Below are 23950 nucleotides of genomic sequence, written 5' to 3' on the forward strand. Positions count from 1 at the left end.
ATGGGTATCGATCTGTCAGTCATCTGGTTCACCATCATCGTTTTCTCAACGCTGATGTACATTGTGATGGACGGTTTTGATCTTGGGATCGGCATCCTGTTCCCGTTTAACCAGGACCCCGTTCAGCGGGACATGATGGTGAATACCGTAGCGCCGGTATGGGACGGCAACGAAACCTGGCTGGTGCTGGGCGGCGCGGCGCTGTACGGCGCCTTCCCGCTGGCCTATGCGGTCATTGTCGACGCGCTGTCGATTCCGTTGACCATCATGCTGGTGGGGTTGATTTTCCGCGGCGTCGCCTTCGAGTTTCGCTTTAAGGCCACGCCGGAACACCGGCCGTTCTGGGACAAGGCGTTCATTGTCGGCTCTATCGTGGCGACCTTCAGCCAGGGGGTCGCGGTAGGATCGGTGCTGAACGGTTTCGAAGTGACCGGCCGCGCCTACAGCGGCCCGGCGCTGAGCTGGCTGGCGCCGTTCCCGCTGTTCTGCGGCGTGGGCCTGGTGGTGGCCTACGCGCTGCTGGGCAGCACCTGGCTTATCATGAAAACCGAGGGCGAACTGCACCGTAAAATGTCGAACCTGGCCATCCCGCTGACGCTGGCGCTGCTGGCCGCGGTGGTCATTATCAGCATCTGGACGCCGCTCGCGCATCCGGACATTGCGCAGCGCTGGTTTACCTTCCCGAACATCGTCTGGTTCCTGCCGGTGCCGCTGCTGGTCGTGGTTTTCTCCTGGGGGATCGTGCGGGCGGCCTATAACCACGCCAGCTACGGCCCGTTCATGCTCACGCTGGGCCTGATGTTCCTTGGCTTCAGCGGCCTGGGCATCAGCATCTGGCCGAACATCATCCCGCCGTCCATCTCCATTTGGCAGGCGGCTTCACCGCCGCAGAGCCAGGGCTTTATGCTGGTCGGGGCGCTGCTGATTATTCCCGTCATCCTGATGTACACCTGCTGGAGCTACTACGTGTTCCGCGGCAAAATCAAACCGGATGCGGGTTACCACTGACAGCTTAACGAAACGGAGGCTGAAATCATGAAGTCCGTAGCGGAAAACCGGCCTGCCTTCTGGCGGCGCCTGATGTGGATGCTGGCCATCTGGGGAGCGAGCGTACTCGCCCTGGCCGCGGTGGCCTCGATATTCAAGCTGCTGATGTACGCGGCCGGCATGAAAACTCACTAACGGCAAACGGGCCACTGGCATGGCCTGTCTCTCTCCCCAAGGCGCCCATTTTGCTGGGCGCCTGCTGCTTAATCTTTTCCATAAGTGGCGTTAATGCTTCTGTAAAACCCTTTGCCATACCAATCTCGTGCCTTTAAAAATGAAGCGTTACCGATCCGGCGCCATAAAAAACAGAGGTCGCAACCTCCGTAGGGTTAGTATTCAAAAAGAATCCCGCACTGGGGCTGATTATTATGCCCCAGTGCGGGCGATTTAACGCTTTCTCGTTACGCTATTTTTACCTTGAGAACCTCTTTAGATCTTAGCGTTACCCTGATTGGCACGGATTTATAGGAAGGCGTGCCGCTCTCTTCATCGATGTAGTGCAGCGGCACCAGCACGTTGGCCTCCGGATAGTAGGCGCCGACCGAGCCGGCGGAAATGTTGTAGGCGATGACCGTAATGCCTTCCAGACGCTGAGAGCTGCCGGGCAGCGCGGTTGCCAAATCAACCACGTCGCCATGTTCAAGCCCCAACCGCTGAAGATCGACGTCATTCATAAACAGCACGTCACGCCGGCCGAAGACCCCGCGGTAGCGGTCATCCAGGGCATAAATGGTGGTGTTGTATTGGTCGTGGCTGCGCAGGGTGATCAGCCGCAGAACATCGTCCCCCGCCACGATTTCATTTTCGTGCAGCCCGGTGAATACCGAGAACATCGCCTTGCCGGTGGCCGTCGGCCACTGGCGTTCGGTTGGCGGCAACGGCATGCGGAAGCCGCCCGGCTGCCGAATGCGCGCATTGTAATCGTCGAATCCCGGGATGGTTTTTTCGATCAGGTCGCGGATAACGTCGTAATCCTCAATCAGTTCATCCCAGGGGACTTTGCTGTTGGGCAGGGTCGCTTTGGCCATGCCGGCCACGATGGCGGGTTCTGAACGCAGCAGGTCTGAAGCGGGTTTTAATTTGCCGGAGGAAGCATGGACCATCGACATCGAGTCTTCCACCGTCACCGATTGCCGCCCGCTCGCCTGCAAGTCCAGCTCGGTACGGCCAAGACACGGCAGGATAAGGGTTTCTTTCGCCACCAACAGATGGCTGCGGTTAAGCTTGGTGCCGATATGCACGCTCAAATCCAGCGCTTTCATCGCCGGGAAGCTTTGCTCGGGGTCCGGCAGCGCCACGGCAAAGTTGCCGCCCAGGCAGATAAGCGCCTTCGAGGCGCCGTCGATCATCGCCTGCATGGTCTTCACCGCGTCATGGCCATGCCCTTTTGGCGGAGCGAAGCCAAATACCGCTTCCAGTTTCGCCAGAAAATCGGCCGAAGGCTTCTCGGTGATGCCGACGGTGCGGTTGCCCTGCACGTTGGAATGGCCGCGCAACGGACAAATGCCGGCGCCCGGCTTGCCGATGTTGCCGCGCATCAGCAGCAGGTCGGCGATCAGGCGCACATTCGCCGTCCCTTTATTGTGCTGGGTGATGCCCATGCCGTAGGTGACGATGGTGGCCTTGGATTTGGCATAGGCCACCGCCACCTGCTCCAGATCCTGACGTGTCAGGCCGCATTCTTTCTCGATCGCTTCCCACGGGGTCGCCGCCAAATCGTCGGCAAAAGCGGGGAAACCTGCGGTATGTTCGGCGATAAAGGCATGGTCCAGCGCATCCCCTTGCAGCGCATCCAGCGCCAACAGCGCTTTGGCTATGCCTTTCAACGCCGCGGCGTCGCCGCCGGCCTTCACTTGATAGTAGGTCGAGGCGATGTTGGTCGAGCTGTAGGTGGCCATTTCGATAACGCTTTGCGGGTCAGTAAAACGCTCCAGCGCCCGCTCGCGCAGCGGATTAAAGACGATGATGGGGACATTTTTGCGCGCCAGCTCATGCAGCGTACCCATCATGCGCGGGTGGTTGGTGCCCGGATTGTGGCCGATGGAGATAACCAGCTCGGTGCTGTCAAAATCGTCCAGCGACACCGTGCCTTTGCCGATGCCGATCGACTGCGGCAGCCCCACGCTGGTGGGTTCGTGGCACATGTTGGAGCAATCGGGGAAGTTATTGGTGCCGTATTCGCGGGCAAACAGCTGGAACAGATAGGCCGCTTCGTTGGAGGCGCGGCCCGAGGTGTAGAACTCGACCTGGTCGGGCTGCAGCGTCTGCAGAACGGCGCCAATGCGTTGAAAAGCCTCATCCCATTCGAGAGGGCGCAAGGTATCGGTGCCGGCGTCATACCTCAGCGGCGTCGTCAGGCGGCCATAGCCCTCCAGCTCGTAATCGGTTTTTTGCAGCAGTGAAGTCACGGTATTTTGCGCCAGAAATTCGGCGGTGACACGTTTGCTGGTGGCTTCCCAGGTAACGGCTTTCGCGCCGTTTTCACAGAATTGGAAGGTGGAACGATGCTCTTTATCCGGCCACGCACACCCCGGGCAGTCAAAACCATCCGGTTGATTGGTGCGCATCAGCGTGACCGGTGCCTCAAGGGTGTCCATCTGCGTGCGGACGGCGATAGCCGTTGCTTTCAATGCGCCCCAACCGCCAGCGGGACCATCGTAGGGATGGATCCCGGGTACTGCTCGTCTATTCGCCATTATTGCCTCCGACACAGCTCACGATAAATGCAGGTGTTTTATTAACCGCTAATGGGTTGTACTGATTGATATTAGAATTATCGTCCACGGCCGATTGCCGGCCCGGCTACAGCCAGGCCCAAGCCTGTTGATCATTATAGATGAGTACTGCCAACCTTAATGCGGCTTCTGCTTCGATTCTTCGCCCGTCGCCGTCGCTGCGGGACAATCGGCATCGCCTAAGGGAGGTTTTGCATGAGGGAAAGAGAGCTCGCTAATGGCCCTGAGCGCGGCCCGGCCACTAGCGAGTGAGTACAGCGGCAAGGCTAATCAGTCAGCCAGATCGCTCAGGAATTTACGGGCGGGCACAAAGAAGGTCACGCCGGCGACCGCCGTGGAAAAATCCAGGATCCGGTCATGCAGCGGCGGTGGGTTGCCGATAAACATCCGCTCCAGCATCTTCTCGATCACCCACAGGTGGCGGGAATAACCGATAAAATAGGTGCCGTATTCACCACGGCCCGGTGACGCGAAGGGCATATTGTTACGCAGAATATCATGCTCCCCCTGCTCGTCCTCGATGGTGCACAGCGTCTTATGTGATTTTTGCCCTTCCGTCGCATCCGGCAACTCGACGTTGTCATACTTGGTGCGCCCGATAATCGCCTCCTGAGTTTCCACCTTTTGCGCGCGCCAGGCAGCCAGGTTATGCAGGTATTTTTGGATCACCACATAGCTGCCGCCGGCGTAGTCAGGATCCTCATCGCCCACGATCGTCGCCTCAGGCAATGAAAGACCGATCGGGTTCGCGGTGCCGTCGACGAACTCGAGCAGGTCGCGTCCGTCGAAGTAACGGAATCCAGCCACTTCGTCGACGACGGTGACAGAGTCACCGAAGGCTTCCAGCAGGATTTTCTCGAACTCGATGATCAGATCCGTCGCGCCGGCGCGGATATGGAACAGCAGATCGCCGGCGGTAGCCACCGCCGTATGCTGGGCGCCTTTCACTTCCTGGAACGGCCTCAGCTCTTTGGGCGCCGGCTTCCCGGTCAGGCTCTGCCAGACCCGATGCGCAATGCCGACGTTACAGTTGAAGCCCACATCGATGGATCGTATCTGGACGTTTTTAATCAGGTCTTCGGTACTGGCGATGACGGAACGAACGGTCTCGAGCGATGCGCTATCGTCTTTGACCTCCAGGACCAGAAAAGCGGCGGCGGGTGTCATCGGTGCATCAATGTATTGCGGTTCTGTCTCGAGCGCGCGTTGCGCCATTGAGAGCGGTGAAGATGATGCTGAGCTCACGGGTGTCTCCTGTATGAGTGAGTTTTTTGCCACGGCATCCTCCCTGACTACGGAGAACTGGGGGATGGTGCTGAACGATCCCCGTCGACTGCTGACAGGCTACCCGATTTATCGAAAGCCCCATAGCGGACGCCTGTCATTTTATATAAATAATGTGGATATAGCACCCGTTTGCGCCCGCTGCCGCACTCGTCATCGGCGCGTCCCCGCCGGTGAAAGGCCCTGCATTTTAAAAGGAAATAAACGATTATCGGGTTATTGCCGCCCGCAACGGTCGAATTGTTGAAATACTTTGCAACAGAGTTTCACGCCGGGATGAGTTAAATAAAAAATCTTATTCTTTGCCGAATGAAAAGAAGACTTTTCCATTTATTCGATGCGCCATTTCAATGACGCTCATGTATAATAAACCCCATCATTGCTCACCTGAAAATATTCGCGTCGCTCTTTAATCCGCGACGCTGACGAGAAAATCATGAATAAGCATTTGCTCCTCAATGAGCCAGGCGATGTCGAACAGCAATGCCTGTCGCAACACCCGGTTTGGCAACGCAACGAGCTCGCGCAGACCCAGCAAGACTGGCTGGCCGAAGAAGTGCCGGTAGCGCTGGTGTATAACGGCATTTCGCATGTGGTGATGATGGCCACCCCGAAAGATCTGGCGGCGTTCGCCATCGGCTTTTCATTATCCGAAGGGATCATCGACTCCCCCGACGACGTCTACGATATCCGCCAGCAGCCCGCCTGCAACGGCATTGAGGTGCATGTGGAACTCTCCAGCCGGCGGTTTATGCAGCTGAAAGAGAAGCGCCGCAGCCTGGCCGGCCGCACCGGTTGTGGCGTCTGCGGCGTGGAGCAATTGCAGGAGGTCACCCGGCCAATCGCCCCGCTGCCATTCACCCAACATTTTGATTTATCAATGCTTGATCGGGGTTTGTCACAGCTGAAAAACGTCCAGACGGTGGGCCAACTGACCGGCTGCACCCACGCGGCGGCCTGGCTGCAGCCCGACGGCAATCTGAGCGGCGGCTGCGAAGACGTCGGCCGGCACGTGGCGCTCGACAAACTGCTGGGTTACCGCAGCCAGCAAGGTTGGCAACGGGGCGCGGTGCTGGTTTCCAGCCGCGCCAGCTATGAGATGGTGCAAAAAACCGCCATGTGCGGCATCGAGATCTTGTTCGCCGTTTCCGCCGCCACCAGCCTGGCGGTCGCGGTGGCCGAAAGCTGCAACCTGACGCTGGTGGGCTTCAGCAAACCGGGCCGCGCCACCGTTTACACCCATCCGCAGCGTCTGATTGCGGAGCAATAAGTGCCGTTCCGCAACCAATCCGTACTAAACTAATATCAAAGAAAAACACCGGGAAGTATTAACGCCATGATTATTCGCCCAAACCAAAATTGGTTTTTCCGCCTGTTTGCCTGGCACGGTTCGGTCCTGTCAAAGATCACCTTTCGTTTATCATTAAATATTCTCATGTCTATTGTGGCGATTATCAGCTTCCAATGGTATGAACAGCTCGGCATTCATTTAACCATCGCCCCTTTCAGCCTGCTGGGGATCGCCATCGCCATATTTCTCGGCTTCCGTAATAGCGCCGGATATAGCCGTTTCGTCGAAGCGAGAAATTTATGGGGATCGCTGTTAATTACCGTTCGCACCCTGCTGCGCCAGATTAAGAGCCTGCTGCCGGACGATAAGGCGGTGCATCAAAAAATCGCCCACTTGCTGATCGCTTTTAGCTGGAGCCTGAAGCATCAGCTGCGCAATACCGACGCCACGGCGGATCTGTACCACAACCTGTCCTTGCAAGAGCTGACCAGGGTAACCTCCAGCCCGATGCCGACCAACAGGATCCTGCTGTTGCTGGGCCAGGAGTTCGGCAAACTGCGGCAACAGGGTTTACTGAGCGACATCAACTTTCAGATGATCGACACCAATCTGAGCGAACTTTCACACGTGCAGGGCGGCTGCGAACGGCTGTCGAACACGCCGGTGCCGTTCGCCTATACCCTGATTTTGCAACGCACGGTGTATCTGTTCTGTTCACTGCTGCCCTTCGCGCTGGTTTCCGATCTGCACTACATGACGCCGTTCGTCTCGGTGTTCATTTCCTACACCTTTTTATCCTGGGACTCGCTGGCGGAAGAGCTGGAAGATCCCTTCGGCACCTCGGCCAACGACCTGCCGCTGAACGCCATCTGCAACACCATTGAACGCAGCCTGCTGGAAATGAACGACCAGAGCCCGCTGCCGCCGCCGCTGAAACCCGACGAACACTTCAATCTGATCTAAATATTCAGGCCCCGAACGCAACGCGCCGGGGCCTTTTTTATCCTGCCTGCACAACAGATTGCGCGTTTCAGCCGCCGGTCACCGGCGGATAAAACGCCACCTCGTCGCCGGCCTGCAGCGCATGGTCCATCGGCACCAGCGTTTGATTGACCGCCGCCAGCAGGCGGTCGGACTCCAGCGCCAGCTGCCAGCGGCTGCCGCGGTTCAACAACGCCAACCGCAGCGCCTCGACCGTGGCGTACTCGGCGCCAAGCCGCAAACGGCTGCAGCCGACCAGTTCACGCACCTGCGCGAAGAATAAAATATCAAGCATGATGGCGCTCCTTACTCCGCATCAGCGGCGAAAAATCATCGAAAGGGTGCATCTGGCGGTTAACCGCCGATAAACGACAGGTTTTGCGTAATGCCGGTATCGCCCTGATGCAGGAAATGGGTCTGTTTTTTCTGCAGCAGGCTGTGCGCAATGCGTTCCTGCAGCTCGGTTTGCCGATCGTCGGACTGCAGCAAATCGCGCAGCGGCACACCGCCGTCGCCGAACAGGCACAGGTGCAGCTTGCCCAGCGCCGAGACGCGCAGCCGGTTGCAGCTGGCGCAGAAGTTTTTCTCGTACGGCATGATCAGGCCAATCTCCCCCTGGTAATCGGGGTGGGCGAACACCTGCGCCGGCCCGGCGCTGCGTTCCCGCTCCTGCCGCTGCCAGCCGGCGGCGATCAGTTGATCGCGGATCACCTCGCCGGAAATATGATGCCGTTTGAACAACGCATGCCCTTCCCCGGTTTCCATCAGCTCGATGAAACGCAGTTGAATCGGGCGATGCCTGATCCAGTCGAGAAAGGTGCGCAGGCTGTGATGGTTGATATCGCGCATCAGCACCGTATTGACCTTGACCTTGTCAAAGCCGGCGCTGAAGGCGGCGTCGATGCCCGCCATCACCTGGTGGAATTTATCCTGCCCGGTGATGGCGTGAAACTGGTTGGCGTCCAGGCTGTCGATGCTGACGTTCAGCGAGGTCAGGCCGGCTTCGCGCCAGCGCGCCACGTCACGCGCCAGTCGGTAGCCGTTGGTGGTCATGGCGATATTTTTGATCGCGGCGTTCTCGCGCACCGCCGCGATAATGTCGATAAAATCCCGGCGCAGCGAGGGTTCGCCGCCGGTCAGCCGCACCTTTTCGGTGCCGGCCGCCGCAAAGGCGCGGGTGACGCGGCGGATCTCGTCCAGCGTCAAAAAGCTTTTGTTGTTGCCCGTGGTCGGACGATAGCCGTCGGGCAGGCAGTAGCTGCAGCGGAAATTGCATACGTCGGTGATGGAAAGGCGCAAATAATAAAATTTACGCTCCCAGGGATCGGTAAATTGCGTCATTTGCTCCTCCTTCCATAATGAAAAGGCGCCGGGCCGTCGTTTGTCGGCCCGGCTTGCTGCGGTGTTAATGCGACTTCATGCCGGCTGCGGCCATCAGCAATTTAAATACTGAGGCAACGACCCCGAGCGCCAGTACGCTCGCCGCCCAGATGGCGATCATCCACATCATGCGCCGCCAGAGGGCGGGCCGGTTCTCGGCTTCAGATTTCATCACGCGAGTCTCCAATATCAGTGGTAGCCTTCGTCAGGTTTGATTTTTCCGCGGAACACGTAGTAGCTCCAGCAGGTGTAGGCCAGGATCACCGGGATGATCAGCAGGCCGCCGACCAGCATAAAGCCCTGGCTTTGCGGCGGTGAGGCCGCCTGCCAGATGGAGATGGACGGCGGAATGATGTTCGGCCAGATGCTGATGCCCAGGCCGCTGAAGCCGAGGAACACCAGCGCCAGCGTGAGCAGGAACGGGCCGTAGCTGGCGTGGTTATAGGCCGCCCGCACGATCCCCCAGGAGCAGGCCAGCACCAGCAGCGGCACCGGCAGGAACCAGAAGATGTTCGGCGCGGTGAACCAGCGCTGCGCGATGTCGTGATGCGACAACGGCGTCCAGATGCTGACGATGGCGATAATCGCCAGCAGCGCCAGCGTCAGCGGGATCGCCAGATCGGACATCTTGCGGTGCAGCCCGCCCTCGGTTTTCATGATAAGCCAGGTGCAGCCCAGCAGCGCGTAGGCCACCACCAGACCCACGCCGCAGAACAGCGGGAACGGCGCCAGCCAGCTCAGCGTAGAGCCGCTGTAGGCGCGGCCGGTCACTTCGAAGCCGTTCAGCACCGTGCCGACCGAAACGCCCTGGCTGAAGGCGGCGACGATCGAACCGCCGATAAACGCCTTGTCCCAGAACGGCCGGTGTTCCGGCGTGGCCTTAAAGCGAAACTCGAAGGCGACGCCGCGGAAAATCAAGCCGATCAGCATCAGGGTCAACGGAATCGACAGCGCGTCGACAATGACCGCATAGGCCAGCGGGAAGGCGCCGTACAGCGCCGCGCCGCCCAGCACCAGCCAGGTTTCGTTGCCGTCCCATACCGGCGCTACGGTGTTGACCATCATGTCGCGTTCGGTAGCGTCCTTATTGAACGGGAACAGGATGCCGATGCCGAGGTCGAAACCGTCCATCACGATATACATCAGCGTGGCGAACACGATGATGGTGAACCAAATAATTGAAAGGTCGATGCCCATATCAGTGTTTTCCTTCCGGTTTATTCAACGATTCCTGAACCGCTGACAGCGGACGCGCAGGGGTGCCTTCGGCAACCGGCTCATGCAGATCGCCGGCCACCGGGCCTTTTTTGATTAAACGCATCATGTAGATGTAGCCCACGCCGAACACCGAGGAATACACCAGGATGAAGGCCAGCAGGCTGATGCTCATGTGCATCTCGCCGTGCGCCGAAACCGCATCGCGCGTTCGCTGCAGGCCATACACCACCCAGGGTTGCCGGCCGATCTCGGTGGTGAACCAGCCCGCCAGCAGCGCGATCAGCCCCGACGGCCCCATCAGCAGCGCGAACCACAGGAACGGCCGCGACTGATACAGCCGGCCTTTCCAGCGCAGCCAGGCGCTGACCACGCCGAGCAGTATCATCAGCATGCCCAGCCCGGCCATCACGCGGAACGACCAGAAGATGATGCTGGAGTTGGGGCGGTCTTCTTTCGGGAAGCTTTTCAGCGCCGGCACCTGCTTGTCGAGGCTGTGCGTCAGGATCAGGCTGCCCAGATACGGGATTTCCAGCTTGTAGCGGGTAACTTCGCCGTCCATGTCCGGCATGCCGAACAGCACCAGCGGCGTCGGCTCGCCGGGTTGGTTTTCCCAGTGCCCTTCGATGGCGGCGATTTTGGCCGGCTGATATTTCAGGGTGTTCAAACCATGGGCATCGCCGAGCACCGCCTGGACAGGCGCGACGATCAGCGCCATCCACAGCGCCATGGAGAACATCTTGCGGATCGCCGGCGTATCGTTGCCCTTCAGCAGGTGCCAGGCCGCGGAGGCGCCGACGAAGAAGGCGCTCGACAGGAAGGCCGCGGTGGTCATGTGCATCAAGCGGTACGGGAAGGACGGGTTGAAGACGATTTTCAGCCAGTCCACCGGCACGACGATGCCGTTCTCGATGGCGAAGCCCTGCGGGGTATGCATCCAGCTGTTGGAAGACAGGATCCAGAAGGTGGAGATGATCGTCCCGAGCGCCACCATGCAGGTGGCGAAGAAGTGCAGCCCGCGCCCGACCCGGTGCCAGCCAAACAGCATCACGCCCAGGAAGCCGGCCTCGAGGAAGAAGGCGGTGAGGACCTCATAGGTCAGCAGCGGCCCGGTGATGCTGCCGGCAAACTGCGAGAACCCGCTCCAGTTGGTGCCGAACTGATAGGCCATCACCAGCCCCGACACCACTCCCATGCCGAAGTTGACCGCGAACACCTTCGACCAAAAATGATAGAGCTCGCGGTAGGTATCATTGCGCGTTTTGAGCCACAGCCCCTCCAGCACCGCCAGAAAACTGGCGAGACCGATGGTGATGGCCGGAAAAATAATATGGAAGGAAACAGTAAAGGCAAACTGTATCCTCGCCAAGTGAAAGGCATCTAATCCCAACATTGTTCACCCCTGTGCAACAGGCCAGATAAACTCATCGCCGGAAAGGTTATTTTCGGTGATGAGGTATTTTCCATTTGAAAAAGGCCGGCTAATTTGCAGTGCAAATAGCGGTCCGATAAAACGCCCTCATTACCTAGGCAATTCTCAGCGTTTGTCTTGTTGCCGCCCGGGAAATCTTGACCGGTACGGATTTGGAAGTCGGTGTCCCGGTGCCGTCGCCAATGCTGTTCATCGGCACCAGCGGATTGGTTTCCGGGTAATAGGCGGCCAGGTTGCCGCGCGGGATGTCATAGGCCACCAGCTTGAACCCGAATACCTCGCGCTTGACGCCGTCATTCCACAGCGTGGCGATATCCACCAGATCGCCCGGCCGGTATCCCGCCGCGGCGATGTCCTCCGGGTTCATGAACAGCACTTCCCGCTGGCCATAGACGCCGCGATAGCGATCATCCAGCCCATAGATGGTGGTGTTGTACTGGTCATGAGAACGCAGGGTCTGCAGCACGAACGGCACCGTTTCCCCCTTCAGCTGCGGGAATAACGATTCAGGCAGCGGCGCGTGGCTGAATTGCGCTTTGCCGCTCGGGGTGGCGAAGCGCAGCTCCGCGGCCGCATTGCCGAGATAAAAACCGCCCGGGTGTTCGCACTTGCGGTTGAAATCGGTGAAGCCGGGAATGGTGGCAGCGATATGATCGCGGATCTGGTTGTAGTCCCCCGCCAACGCCAGCCAGTCGATGGTCGGGGTATTGCCCACCGCCGCATCGGCGATGCCCGCCACGATCGCCGTTTCCGAACGCTGGGTGTCAAACAGCGGCTTGCCGATGCCTTCAGAGGCGTGAACCATGCTGAAAGAGTCTTCCACCGTGACGAACTGCGGGCCGCCGGCCTGGATATCCTGCTCGGTGCGCCCCAGCGCCGGCAGGATCAGCGCGTCCCGCTTGCCGGTAACCAGGTGGCTGCGGTTCAGCTTGGTGCTGATGTGCACGGTCAGGTCGCACTGTCTCAGCGCTTCTTCGGTGCGGTGGCTGTCCGGCGCGGCGGCGGCCAGGTTGCCGCCGAGCGCGATCAGCACCCTCACTTCGTCGCGCAGCATGGCGCCGAGCGCTTCCACCGTGTTGTGCCCGTGGGCGCGCGGCGGCGCGAAGTCGAAGTGGTTGCCCAGGCTGTCGAGAAACGCCTGCGAAGGTTGCTCGTCGATGCCCATGGTGCGGTTGCCCTGCACGTTGCTGTGCCCGCGCACCGGGCACAGGCCGGCGCCCGGCTTGCCCAACTGCCCGAACAGCAGCTGCAGGTTGACGATTTCACGCACCGTCACCAGCGAATGCTTGTGCTGGGTAATGCCCATCGCCCAGGTGCAAATCACGTTGTCGGCCTGCTGGTAAATCTGCGCGGCCTCTCTGATCTGCGCCTCGCTCAGGCCGGACTGGCTTTCGATAAACGCCCAGGAGGTGGCGTCGACCTCGGCCAGATAGTCGGCGACGCCCTGGGTATGAGCCTCGATAAACTCGCTGTCGAAAATGCCGCCCTTGCCCGCCGCCAGGCGCGCATTGTGGGTTTCCAGCAGCGCCTTGACCATGCCGCGCACCACCGCCATGTCGCCGCCGAGGTTCGGCTGGTAGTAGCGATGGCTGATGGTGCCCGCCAGCGGCGTCACCACTTCCAGCGGTTTTTGCGGATCGGCGAAGCGCTCCAACCCGCGTTCGCGCAGGGTATTGAACGTCACGATGCGCGCGCCGTGCTCGGCGGCATGCCGCAGGCTGTGCAGCATGCGCGGGTGGTTGGTGCCCGGATTTTGCCCGAACACGAAGATGGCGTCCGCGTGGTCAAAATCGTCGAGGTGAATGGTGCCCTTGCCGACGCCCAGGCTTTGCTGCATGCCGTAGCCGCTGGCTTCGTGACACATATTGGAGCAGTCGGGGAAATTATTGGTGCCCAGCACGCGGCCGAACAACTGATACAGCCACGAGGCTTCATTGCTCGCGCGGCCGGAGGTATATAACTCCAGCTGGTTGGGGCCGGTCATGTTTTTAATATGCTTGCCGATTAACGCGAAGGCATCGTCCCAGCCGATCGGCTCATAATGGTCGGTTTCGCGGTTATAGCGCATCGGCTCAACCACCCGCCCCTGATATTCCAGGAAATAGTCGCTTTCCAGGTAAAGCCGGCTGACGCTGTGGGCGGCGAAGAAGTCGCGGTCGACGTGCCGACGCGTCGCTTCCCAGGTCACCGCCTTGGCGCCGTTCTCGCAAAAGCTGAAGGTGCTCTTGTTGTCGTCGCCCCATGCGCAGCCCGGGCAGTCGAAGCCCTTCGCCTTGTTCATGCGCATCAGGTTGACCATGTTCTTCAGCACCTGCTTGCTATCAAAAACAAATCGTGTGGTGGCTTCAAGAGAGCCCCAACCGCCCGCGGCCGCTGAGTACGGCTTTATTTTTGATTTGAATTTCATAATTGTCTCGATATCTTATTTTTTTGAAATATGCCTGAGCGTCGCCTATTAAATACAAGCGAACTTATGGGAGGCATTTTTCTGCGATGTGAGACTATTTTACCAACCGCTAACATCTCGTCAAATTGGTTAATCTGATAGCGCAATAGATACAATCTATCGCGCACTTTGTTAATCTCTGTTATGTTATTTATTCGAAATGTGGCTATATTGACAAGACAAAGTAAACCCTGTAGCTCTGTATATAGGCCGACAACCTTCAGGCAGCCTATTGTTGCTTTTAATATGTCTCTTTAGCGAATGATATTCACTCTCAACAACCGGAGCCGGACGCATGAAAACCAACGCCACCCCGCCGCAAGCCGGCCCTTGCGCAGCCCAACGCGGTGCGCGGAGGTGAATTCGGATTTATCCCAGCACCGTTGCGCGCCTGAAAAACAAAAACCAAGCGGCGGGCCTTAGATTATTTTTAACTATTTTCCCAACGGGTTACATTTTTCATAAAAACATGGGCATTTCATTTTTGCGCCAAGCCAGCATTTATTAACTTGCAATTGATCAGGGATGGATATCCGTGGTCGTGTTTACCCTATTTGGGTTAATCGAGCTGATTCAATTGAAAAATCTCGATGACGCTTAAATAGGTTTGGTTGAAGTTGTATTCCTTAAACCTGACTGGAGTTAATTCATTATGCCTATCTGTGATATTTGCCATGCCCGTCCGGCCTCGGAACATGTCACCGTCATGCAAAATGGCCAGCGCAAAACCAGCAGCCGTTGATGAAGAAAAGCCGTCTCAAACCGCGCCCACTGCGCCTAATGCTAATGGGCAGGAGGAGCGATGGCGCGCCAAAGCCATTGCAGGCCTCAATAAGTTGCATTCACCTATCGCACAAAACAGGCAGTAAGGAGTTCATATGAAAAAGAAAAGACGCGCAGTTCCCGGCATACGCCCCTATGATGGGCCGGCGGGCGGCTGGGGAGCCCTGAAGGCGACGGCCATCGCCGTGCGCACGCAAATGGAAACGCTGGAGGCGCCGGTCACCCTGTTGCGCACCAACCAGCCCGACGGTTTTGACTGCCCGGGCTGCGCCTGGCCGGACAAAGAGCATCATTCCACCTTCCAATTTTGCGAAAACGGCGCCAAAGCGGTGACCTGGGAAGCCACCAGCAAACGCGTGACGCCGGAGTTTTTAGCGCAAAACACCCTGACCTCGCTGCTGCAAAAAACCGATTTTGAGCTGGAAGGTTACGGCCGCCTGACCCATCCTCTGGCCTACGATCGCGACAGCGATACCCTGCGCCCGGTCGAATGGGACGACGCCTTCGCCCGCATCGGCGAAGTGCTGCGCGGCATGTCGTCGCCGGACCAGGTCGAGTTCTACACCTCGGGGCGCGCCTCCAACGAAGCGGCCTATCTGTTCCAGCTGTTTGCCCGCGAATACGGCACCAATAACTTCCCAGACTGTTCCAACATGTGCCACGAACCCACCAGCGTGGGGCTGCCGCAGTCGATCGGCATCGGCAAAGGCACCGTCTCGCTGGAAGACTTCGATCATGCGGAGCTGATCATCTCCATCGGCCACAACCCGGGCACCAACCACCCGCGCATGATGGGCACCCTGCACGAACTGGCGCGCAAAAACGTGCCGATCATCGTGCTTAACCCGCTGCGCGAGCGGGCCCTGGAGCGCTTCGCCGACCCGCAAAGCGTCATAGAAATGGCCACCTACAGCTCGACCAACATCGCCTCGACCTACTTCCAGGTCAAAGCCGGCGGCGACGCTGCGGCGCTGAAGGGCATCATGAAAGCGCTGCTGGTCATGGACGCCGAACAAGGCGACGTGGTGGACCACGCGTTTATCGCCGCGCACACCCAGGGCTTTGCGTCGCTGGCCGCTGATTTGGCCGCGACCCCATGGGAGGCGATAGAAAAGGAAAGCGGGCTGACGCGCGCCGAACTGGAACAGGTGGCGGTAGCCTACGCCAAATCCAAGGCCACCATCGTCACCTACGGCATGGGCATCACCCAGCATAACAAGGGCACCGCCAACGTGCGCCTGATCGCCGATCTGCTGCTGATGGGCGGCAACATCGGCAAGCCGGGCGCCGGCATTTGTCCGCTGCGCGGCCATTCCAACGTGCAGGGTAACCGCACCGTCGGCATCACCGAGAAGCCCTCGGCTGATTTCCTGGCGAAACTGGAGGAGGTGTTTGGCTTCACCGCGCCGAAAGAGCACGGCCATGACGCGGTCAAGGCGATGCAGGCCATGGTGGAGGGCAGCGCCAAGGCGTTGATCTGCCTGGGCGGCAACTTCGCCGTGGCGCTGCCGGATCCGGAACAGTGCTTCCCCGCCATGCAAAAGCTGGATCTGAGCGTCCATCTCGGCACCAAGCTTAATCGCACCCATCTGCTGGTGGCCAAAGAGACCTTTATCCTGCCTTGCCTGGGCCGTACCGAGCTCGATATTCAGGCCAGCGGCCGCCAGTCGATCACGGTCGAGGACTCGATGTCGATGGTGCACGCCTCATCCGGCAAGCTGAAACCCGCCTCCGCGTTTTTGCGTTCCGAGCCCGCCATCGTGGCCGGCATGGCCAAGGCGACCCTGCCGGGCAGCCAGGTGCCGTGGCTGGAACTGGTGGCGGACTACAGCATCATTCGCGACCTGATCGAGAAAACCGTCCCGGGCTTTGACGATTACAATGCGCGCATCGCCAAGCCGGGCGGTTTCCGCATGCCGCTGCCGCCGACCGAACGCCAATGGCCGACGCCGACCGGCAAGGCCATGTTCTCGGTGTTCAGCGGCGTGCACGAGGACGCGCAGGTGCAGGGAGAAGACGTACTGCGCCTGATCACCCTGCGCAGCCACGACCAGTACAACACCACCATCTACGCCATGGACGACCGCTACCGCGGCGTATTCGGCCGACGCGACGTGCTGTTCATGTGCGATGCCGATCTCGACGCGCGCGGGCTGGAGCACGGCGACCTGGTGGATATTGAAACGGTGGTCGCCGGCAGCACGCTGCGTTTGCCGAACATCACGGTGATCGCCTACAACATCGCACCGGGCTCGGTCGGCGCTTATTATCCGGAGGCCAACGTGCTGGTGCCGCTGGATTATATCGACACGGAAAGCGGCACCCCGTCGTATAAATCGGTGCCGGTGCGCGTCACGCTGGCGGCAGCGGGCTGATACCCGGCCGCGAGCCGTATAAAACCGGGGGCCGGGATCGTTTCGGCCCCCGTCTTGTTTCGTGCATCCCCGCGCCGGGGGGCGCGGCATGCAATAAGCATCACAGCAGCAGCGCCAGCTCCATCGCCGCGCGCTGCAGCTGCGGCAGCACCCGTTCGCGCAGCGCCGCCGCCGACATCTGCGAGGCGTTGACGCCCACGTTCATCGCCGCCACCACCCCGCCCTTGCGCGAGTGCATCGGCACCGCGATCGAGCGCAGGCCGATCTCCAGCTGCTGGTCGTTGATGGCGTACCCCTGTCTGCGCACCCTGGCCAGCTGCTCGCGCAGCTGTTCCGCGCTGGTGACGGTGAACTCGGTCAGCGGCTCGAACGTCACCCGCGACAGATAATCCTCCAGCTGTTCCTCATCCAGCGCGCTCAGCAGCACCAGCCCCATCGACGTGGCGTAGGCCGGCAGACGGCTGCCGCGCCCCAGATCGATGGTCATGATGCGCTTCACCGAGGCGCGGGCGATATACAGAATATTGTCGCCGTCCAGCGTCGCCACCGAGCAGGATTCGTTGAGCAGCCTGCTGAGATACTCCAGCGAGTTCTGCGCCGCCTTGGCCAGTTCGGAGGAGGAAAGATAGGCGTGGCCGATGGTCAATACCCGCGGCAGCAGGCGATAGTGGCGGCCATCGGGGCAATGCACAAAGCCCAGCGCCCGCAGGGTATACAGGCAGCGCCGCACCGCCGCGCGCGGGATGCCGGTCAGCTGGCTGATCTCGGAGACCGACATCTGCGAATACTGCGGTTTGAACGCCTGCAGCACCTCCAGCCCGCGGGCCAGCGAAGCCATAAAGTTGGGATCGCCTTTGTAGCGATCGTTGCTTAATTCTCCGATCTCCTGCAGCCGGCGCAGCTCTTCGGTACCCAATTCAGGAACTTCACTCATTTAGGCCTCCCATATAAACACACATCCAATTTATACGCTCAATACGAGCGGACAGAGTGCCGTGGCGCATGCGATGTCGATTTAGCTACCTACATCACAAAACGCAGCGCCAAAGCCATAACGTTTCGATAATCGCACAATGATCTGATATTCGCACTTGCTGCTGAATTTTTCATCCCCTAAGTTAATTTCAGACCCGTAAGTTTGGCGCTGACTCATTCACAGCGTACGAGGAGAGCAAATGATCGATAAAAGCGTGGCGTCCGCAGACGCCGCCGTCGCCGATATCCCGGACGGCGCAGCCATCATGGTCGGCGGTTTTGGCCCGGCCGGGCAGCCCTATGCGCTGCTGGACGCCCTGATCCGGCACCGGCCGCGCGAGTTGACGCTGATCAGCAACAACGCCGGCAACGGCGATACCGGCCTGGCGGCGCTGCTGCAGGCCGGCTGCGTACGCAAGGTGGTGTGTTCTTTCCCGCGCCAGACCGACTCCTGGGTATTCGACGAGCTGTACCGCCGCGGCGAACTGGAGCTGGAGCTGATTCCGCAGGGCAACCTGGCGGCGCGCATCCAGGCCGCCGGCGCCGGCCTCGGCGGTTTTTATACCCCGACCGGCTACGGCACCCAGCTGGCGGAAGGTAAGGAAACCCGCGAGATCGACGGCCGCCAGTATGTGTTCGAGCTGCCGCTGAAGGCCGACTTCGCGCTGATCAAGGCCGAAAAAGCCGACCGCTGGGGCAACCTGCTGTATGACAAGACCGGGCGCAATTTCGGGCCGATTATGGCGATGGCCGCCGGCTGCACCATCGTCGAAGTCAATCGCATGGTGCCGCTGGGCGAGCTGGATCCGGAAAACATCATCACGCCGGGCATTTTCGTGCAACGCCTGGTGACCTCACCCGAGCGCCCGGCGCAGCTGTCGGCTTAAGGAGCGCATCATGAGCAAACTGACCCATCAACAGCTAGCCGAGCGCATTGCGCGCGATATCCCTGAAGGCGCCTACGTCAATCTGGGTATCGGCATCCCGACCCAGATCGCCAACTACCTGCCGGCGGATAAAGAAATCTTTCTGCACAGCGAAAACGGCATCCTCGGCATGGGGCCGGCGCCGGCGCCGGGCGAAGAGGATCCGCAGCTGATCAACGCCGGCAAACAGCCGGTGACGCTGCTGAAAGGCGGCTGCTTTTTCCATCACGGCGACTCCTTCGCCATGATGCGCGGCGGCCACCTGGATATCTGCGTGCTCGGCGCCTATCAGGTTTCCGAACGCGGCGATCTGGCCAACTGGAGCACCGGCGCGCCGGGGGCGATCCCGGCGGTCGGCGGCGCGATGGATTTGGCGATCGGCGCGCGGCAGGCGTTTGTGATGACCGAACACCTGACCAAAAAAGGCGAATGCAAAATCGTCCGTCAATGCAGCTATCCGCTGACCGGCATCGGCTGCATCGACCGCATCTACAGCGATCTGGCGGTGATGGACGTCACCCCGCAGGGCCTGGTGGTGCGGGAAATTTTCGGCGGGCTGACCCCGCAGCAACTGCAGGATGTCACCCCGGTCGACCTGACCTTTGCCCTACAGCACGGAGAACAACCGCATGAATCCAGCCTATCTGTGTGACGCCGTCCGCACGCCCTTCGGCCGCCTCAACGGCAGCCTGGCCGGCATCCGCGCCGACGATTTGGCCGCCCTGCCGCTGAAGGCGCTGCTGGCGCGCCACCCGCAGCTCGACTGGCGCGCGGTGGACGACGTGCTGTTCGGCTGCGCCAACCAGGCCGGGGAGGACAATCGCAACGTGGCGCGCATGGCGCTGCTGCTGGCCGGCCTGCCGGTGCAGGTGCCCGGCTGCACCCTCAACCGCCTGTGCGGCTCCAGCCTGGATGCGGTGGCGGCCGCGGCGCGCGCCATCAAAACCGGCGAAAGCGAGCTGATGATCGCCGGCGGCGTAGAGAGCATGTCGCGCGCGCCGTTCGTGATGGGCAAGGCGGAAAGCGCCTTCAGCCGCGCGATGAAGATTGAAGACACCACCATGGGCTGGCGGTTTATCAACCCGCAGATGCAGGCGCTGTACGGCGTAGAGTCAATGCCGCAGACCGCCGAAAACGTGGCGTTGAAATTCGGCATCAGCCGAGCGGATCAGGACGCCTTCGCCCTGCGCAGCCAGCAGCGCACCGCCGCGGCCCGGGAGAGCGGTTTTTTCGCCAGCCAACTGATCGCGGTAAGCGTGCCGCAGAAGAAAGGCGACCCGCAGAGGTTCAGTCAGGATGAACATCCGCGCGCCACCACCTTGACGGCGCTGGAAAAGCTGAAACCGGTGGTCAACCCGCAGGGCAGCGTCACCGCCGGCAACGCCTCGGGGTTAAACGACGGCGCCTGCGCGCTGCTGCTGGCCGGTGAACGCGGCGTCGCCCGGCACGGCCTGCAGCCGATGGCGCGCATCGTCGCCAGCGCCGTTACCGGCATAGACCCCTCGATCATGGGCTTTGCGCCGGCGGAAGCGGTGCGCAAGGTCTTGGGCATCGCCGGCCTGACCCTCGACCAGATGGACGTGATCGAGCTGAACGAAGCCTTCGCCGCGCAGGCGCTGGCGGTAACCCGCGAACTGGGGCTGAACGACGACGCGCCGCAGGTTAACCCGAACGGCGGCGCCATCGCCCTCGGCCATCCGCTGGGCGCCTCCGGCGGCCGGCTGGTGATGAACGCCGCTTACCAACTGCAGAACACCCGCGGACGCTACGGGCTGTGCACCATGTGCATCGGCGTCGGCCAGGGCATCGCGCTGATTATCGAACGGGTATGAGGTCAATCATGGACATCGAATATCGCCTTGACGGCCCGGCCGACGCTCCGCTGCTGGTGCTGTCCAATTCGCTGGGCACCGCCTTCGAGATGTGGCGGCCGCAGCTGCCGGCGCTGAGCGAACGCTTTCGCGTGCTGCGCTACAACCCGCGCGGCCACGGCACCACCCCGCTGCCAACGGCGCCGCTGCGCCTCGACACCCTGGGCAACGACGTGATCGCCCTGCTCGACCATCTGGATGCGCCGGTCGCCCATTTTTGCGGCATCTCGATGGGCGGTCTGACCGGGCTGTGGCTCAACCGCTATCATCCGCAGCGGATCGGCCGGCTGGTGGTGGCCAATACCGCCGCGCGCATCGGCAGCGCCGAAGGCTGGCAGCAGCGCGCGCAACAGGTGCGTGAGCGCGGGCTGGCGCCGATCGCCGCCGCTTCCCCCGCGCGCTGGTTCAGCGAGGCATTCGTGCAGCGGCACCCCGAGCAGGTCGCGCCGCTGGTGGCCGCGCTGGCGGCCGGCAATCCGCAGGGATACGCCGCCTGCTGCGACGCGCTGGCGCAGGCCGATCTGCGCGCCGAAACGGCCGCGATGTCGCGGCCGATGCGGGTGATCGCCGGTGAATGGGATCCGGTCACCACGGTGGCGGACGCCGAGTTTCTGGTGGCCAACGCGCCGCACGCCGAACTGCAACGGCTACCGGCTTCACATATCTCCAATATCGCCTGTCCGGAGCTCTTCAACCGCAGCGTTGTCGGGTTCCTCACCGAAAAGGAATGACGCATGGAACTGTGCATTGAACGTATCGACAGCTGGCTGGTGGATATCCCGACCATCCGCCCGCACAAGCTGTCGATGGCCACCATGGGCTGCCAGACGCTGACGCTGGTGCGCCTGACCTGCGCCGACGGCCTGGTCGGCTGGGGCGAAGCCACCACCATCGGCGGATTGAGCTACGGCCCCGAAAGCCCGGAAGGCATCAAGTCGGCCATCGACTGCTACCTGGCGCCGCTGCTGAGCGGCAAAGGGTTTAACGGCCTGGCGCCGCTGGTGGCGACGATGAACGCCCACGTCAAAGGCAACAGCTTCGCCAAATCGGCGCTGGAGACCGCCTTTCTCGATGCGCAGGGCAAGCGCCTCGGCCTGCCGGTCAGCACCCTGCTCGGCGGCGCGCTGAGCGACAGCCTGCCGGTGCTGTGGACCCTGGCCAGCGGCGATACGCAAAAAGACATCGCCGAGGGGCAGACGCTGCTGGCGGAGGGGCGACACCGCGCCTTCAAGCTGAAGATCGGCGCCCGCCCGCTGGCGGAAGATCTGCGCCATACCGCGGCGATTAAACGGGCGCTGGGGCCGGATGTCAGCATCCGCGTCGACGTCAATCAGGCCTGGGACGCCGGCACCGCGGTGCGCGGCATGGCGGCACTGCAGGACATCGGCATCGATCTGGTCGAGCAACCGGTGGCGCTGTGGGATCGCGCCGCGCTGACTCGGCTCAGCCGGCGTTTTACCCTGCCGATCCTCGCCGACGAGGCGGTGGCCGACGCCCATGACGGCTATGCGCTGGCGGCGGGCGGGTTTACCGGCGCCTATGCGCTGAAGATAGCCAAGGCGGGGGGGCCGGCGCAGGCGCTGAAGCTGGCGCAGGTGGCGCAGGCCGCCGGCGTGGCGCTGTACGGCGGCACCATGCTGGAAGGCACGCTGGGCACCGTCGCCTCGCTGCACGCCTGGTCGACGCTGAAGCTGGACTGGGGCAGCGAGATGTTTGGCCCGCTGCTGCTCAAAGACGATGTGGTTACCGCGCCGCTGCGCTTCGCCGACGGTCAGGTCAGCCTGCCTTCCGGCCCGGGCCTGGGGATCGACATCGATGAAGACAAACTGCGCTTTTACCGGCGCAAATAACCCCCCGAGGAACAACGCCATGTTATTTAAAGTCGAAATGACGGTGAAACTGCCGCCCGACATGCCCAAAGAGACGGCGGACGCCATTAAACTGCGTGAAAAAGCCTATTCGCAGGAATTGCAGTCCCGCGGGAAATGGCGGCATATCTGGCGCGTGGCGGGCAGCTATGCCAACGTCAGCATTTTTGACGTCGACAGCAACGCCGAGCTGCACGATATATTATTCGCGCTGCCGCTTTACCCTTATATGGAAATTCGCGTCGACGCCTTATGTCGGCATCCGTCATCGATTCGCGACGATGACAAATAAAAAATAGGATAATAACCCCCAAGGTTAGCCGTTAATTCCTGCTCTCTTCCCTACATAATAAGCAATGAGGAATTCGCAATGTCTATTTCCTTCAATCAACATCCAGACGTGATTAAGCTGCTGGAAATCAGCAGCGGCTTTACCGACGAAGGCGGTGACCCGCGCTTCAAAAAAATCATGCATCAGCTGTTGGGCGATATTTGCCGGCTGATTGATCGGTATGACATCAGCGCCGAAGAGTTCTGGCAGGCGGTGAATTACCTGCATACGCTGGGCGGCCGACAGGAGGCGGCGCTGCTGGCCGCCGGGCTGGGGCTGGAGCACTATCTCGACCTGCGCGACGATGAGCTGGAACGGCAACGGGGGCTGGCGGGCGGTACGCCGCGCACCATCGAAGGCCCGCTGTACGTCGCCAACGCGCCGCTGAGCGAAGGCTTTGCCCGCATGGACGACGGCGCCGACGCCGGCGAAGTGATGTGGCTGCACGGCCAGGTCAGCGGCGCCGACGGGCGACCGCTGGCGGGTGCGGTGGTGGATATCTGGCACGCCAACACGCTGGGCAACTATTCCTTCTTCGACAAATCGCAAAGCGACTTCAACCTGCGCCGCCGGGTGAAGACCGACGCCGCCGGCCGCTACGCGGTGCGCAGCATCGTGCCTTCCGGCTACGGCTGCCCGCCGGACGGACCGACCCAGGCGTTGCTCAACCGGCTGGGCCGCCACGGCAATCGCCCGGCGCATATCCACTTCTTCGTCTCGGCGCCGGGCCACAAGCACTTGACCACCCAAATCAACCTCAACGGCGACCGCTATCTGTGGGACGACTTCGCCTTCGCCACCCGCGCCGAACTGATTGCCGACCCGGTAAAAGTGACAGATGCGGCCATTGCGGCCCGGCGCGATCTGCCCGGTGCGCATACCGAAGTCACTTTCGATTTCAGCCTGTACCCCGCCGCCGATAGCGAAGAGCAAAATAGAATTAAACGCGCCCGGGCGCTGCAGGACTAATTACCCGCAATGGAAGCACCAATAACGATATCAGCAACGGG

General features: G+C 60.9%; 21 protein-coding genes. 12 read left to right on the forward strand and 9 right to left on the reverse strand.

The features are described from left to right. Positions 1-1008 (forward strand): cytochrome d ubiquinol oxidase subunit II, encoded by a 1008-nt coding sequence (gene cydB / locus CKW09_RS15350; protein WP_095098140.1) that lies wholly within the window; start codon positions 1-3, stop codon positions 1006-1008. Positions 1009-1035: 27 nt separating this feature from the next. Beyond that, positions 1036-1182 (forward strand): DUF2474 domain-containing protein, encoded by a 147-nt coding sequence (locus CKW09_RS15355; RefSeq protein ID WP_073970402.1) that lies wholly within the window; start codon positions 1036-1038, stop codon positions 1180-1182. Positions 1183-1448: 266 nt separating this feature from the next. Here CKW09_RS15355 and CKW09_RS15360 read toward each other — a convergent pair whose 3' ends face one another. After that, entirely contained in the window at positions 1449-3743 is a 2295-nt protein-coding gene (locus CKW09_RS15360) for an FdhF/YdeP family oxidoreductase (protein ID WP_167387252.1), read from the reverse strand. A gap of 309 nt (positions 3744-4052) precedes the next feature. Continuing rightward, entirely contained in the window at positions 4053-5027 is a 975-nt protein-coding gene (locus CKW09_RS15365; protein ID WP_197701092.1) for a Dyp-type peroxidase, read from the reverse strand. 475 nt (positions 5028-5502) lie between these two features. On the opposite strand from CKW09_RS15365, the gene fdhD reads away from it, so the two are divergent. Next, entirely contained in the window at positions 5503-6336 is an 834-nt protein-coding gene (gene fdhD, locus CKW09_RS15370; protein WP_095098142.1) for a formate dehydrogenase accessory sulfurtransferase FdhD, read from the forward strand. Positions 6337-6402: 66 nt separating this feature from the next. Further along, the gene (locus tag CKW09_RS15375; protein ID WP_061800650.1) at positions 6403-7320 is read left to right on the forward strand and encodes a bestrophin family protein; all 918 of its coding nucleotides are present in this window, start codon (positions 6403-6405) and stop codon (positions 7318-7320) included. Between the two features lie 67 nt (positions 7321-7387). Here CKW09_RS15375 and moaD read toward each other — a convergent pair whose 3' ends face one another. From moaD to CKW09_RS15405, 6 genes are all read right to left on the reverse strand, one after another. Beyond that, positions 7388-7633: a molybdopterin synthase sulfur carrier subunit gene (gene moaD / locus CKW09_RS15380; protein ID WP_061800647.1), complete on the reverse strand. Its 246-nt coding sequence runs from the start codon at positions 7631-7633 to the stop codon at positions 7388-7390. Positions 7634-7692: 59 nt separating this feature from the next. Then, a complete protein-coding gene (moaA, locus tag CKW09_RS15385; RefSeq protein ID WP_061800644.1) occupies positions 7693-8679 on the reverse strand; it encodes a GTP 3',8-cyclase MoaA in 987 nt (328 codons plus the stop codon). A gap of 64 nt (positions 8680-8743) precedes the next feature. Then, positions 8744-8890: a DUF2474 domain-containing protein gene (locus CKW09_RS15390; protein WP_073970403.1), complete on the reverse strand. Its 147-nt coding sequence runs from the start codon at positions 8888-8890 to the stop codon at positions 8744-8746. A 17-nt stretch (positions 8891-8907) separates the two neighbouring features. Next, positions 8908-9915 carry a cytochrome d ubiquinol oxidase subunit II gene (cydB, locus tag CKW09_RS15395; RefSeq protein WP_095098145.1) on the reverse strand — a complete coding sequence of 336 codons (1008 nt, stop codon included), beginning with the start codon at positions 9913-9915 and terminating at the stop codon, positions 8908-8910. A gap of 1 nt (position 9916) precedes the next feature. After that, positions 9917-11326: a cytochrome ubiquinol oxidase subunit I gene (locus CKW09_RS15400; protein WP_095098148.1), complete on the reverse strand. Its 1410-nt coding sequence runs from the start codon at positions 11324-11326 to the stop codon at positions 9917-9919. Between the two features lie 133 nt (positions 11327-11459). Continuing rightward, the gene (locus CKW09_RS15405) at positions 11460-13772 is read right to left on the reverse strand and encodes an FdhF/YdeP family oxidoreductase (RefSeq protein ID WP_061797327.1); all 2313 of its coding nucleotides are present in this window, start codon (positions 13770-13772) and stop codon (positions 11460-11462) included. A gap of 917 nt (positions 13773-14689) precedes the next feature. On the opposite strand from CKW09_RS15405, the gene CKW09_RS15410 reads away from it, so the two are divergent. After that, complete coding sequence (locus tag CKW09_RS15410; protein WP_061797329.1) at positions 14690-16969, forward strand: FdhF/YdeP family oxidoreductase; 2280 nt, start codon at positions 14690-14692, stop codon at positions 16967-16969. A gap of 100 nt (positions 16970-17069) precedes the next feature. On the opposite strand, the gene CKW09_RS15415 is transcribed toward CKW09_RS15410, so the two are convergent. Further along, positions 17070-17903, reverse strand: coding sequence for an IclR family transcriptional regulator domain-containing protein (locus tag CKW09_RS15415; protein ID WP_061797331.1), 834 nt, complete (start codon positions 17901-17903; stop codon positions 17070-17072). 241 nt (positions 17904-18144) lie between these two features. On the opposite strand from CKW09_RS15415, the gene CKW09_RS15420 reads away from it, so the two are divergent. The 7 genes from CKW09_RS15420 to catA all read left to right on the forward strand — a co-directional run bounded on the left by CKW09_RS15420 (position 18145) and on the right by catA (position 23909). Further along, positions 18145-18831 (forward strand): 3-oxoacid CoA-transferase subunit A, encoded by a 687-nt coding sequence (locus tag CKW09_RS15420; protein ID WP_061797332.1) that lies wholly within the window; start codon positions 18145-18147, stop codon positions 18829-18831. A 10-nt stretch (positions 18832-18841) separates the two neighbouring features. Next, the gene (locus CKW09_RS15425; protein WP_061797333.1) at positions 18842-19522 is read left to right on the forward strand and encodes a 3-oxoacid CoA-transferase subunit B; all 681 of its coding nucleotides are present in this window, start codon (positions 18842-18844) and stop codon (positions 19520-19522) included. Beyond that, entirely contained in the window at positions 19500-20702 is a 1203-nt protein-coding gene (pcaF, locus tag CKW09_RS15430; RefSeq protein ID WP_095098151.1) for a 3-oxoadipyl-CoA thiolase, read from the forward strand. The genes CKW09_RS15425 and pcaF overlap by 23 nt, the downstream gene beginning before the upstream one ends. An 8-nt stretch (positions 20703-20710) precedes the next feature. Beyond that, positions 20711-21472, forward strand: a complete 762-nt coding sequence (gene pcaD, locus CKW09_RS15435) for a 3-oxoadipate enol-lactonase (protein ID WP_095098153.1) — start codon at positions 20711-20713, stop codon at positions 21470-21472. A gap of 3 nt (positions 21473-21475) precedes the next feature. Next, positions 21476-22591: a muconate cycloisomerase family protein gene (locus tag CKW09_RS15440; RefSeq protein WP_095098155.1), complete on the forward strand. Its 1116-nt coding sequence runs from the start codon at positions 21476-21478 to the stop codon at positions 22589-22591. Positions 22592-22610: 19 nt separating this feature from the next. Continuing rightward, entirely contained in the window at positions 22611-22901 is a 291-nt protein-coding gene (gene catC, locus CKW09_RS15445) for a muconolactone Delta-isomerase (RefSeq protein WP_061797338.1), read from the forward strand. A 78-nt stretch (positions 22902-22979) separates the two neighbouring features. Then, entirely contained in the window at positions 22980-23909 is a 930-nt protein-coding gene (catA, locus tag CKW09_RS15450) for a catechol 1,2-dioxygenase (RefSeq protein ID WP_061797340.1), read from the forward strand. Positions 23910-23950 lie beyond the last annotated feature (41 nt).

The organism is Serratia ficaria, from assembly GCF_900187015.1.
Classification (GTDB): Bacteria; Pseudomonadota; Gammaproteobacteria; order Enterobacterales; family Enterobacteriaceae; genus Serratia; species Serratia ficaria.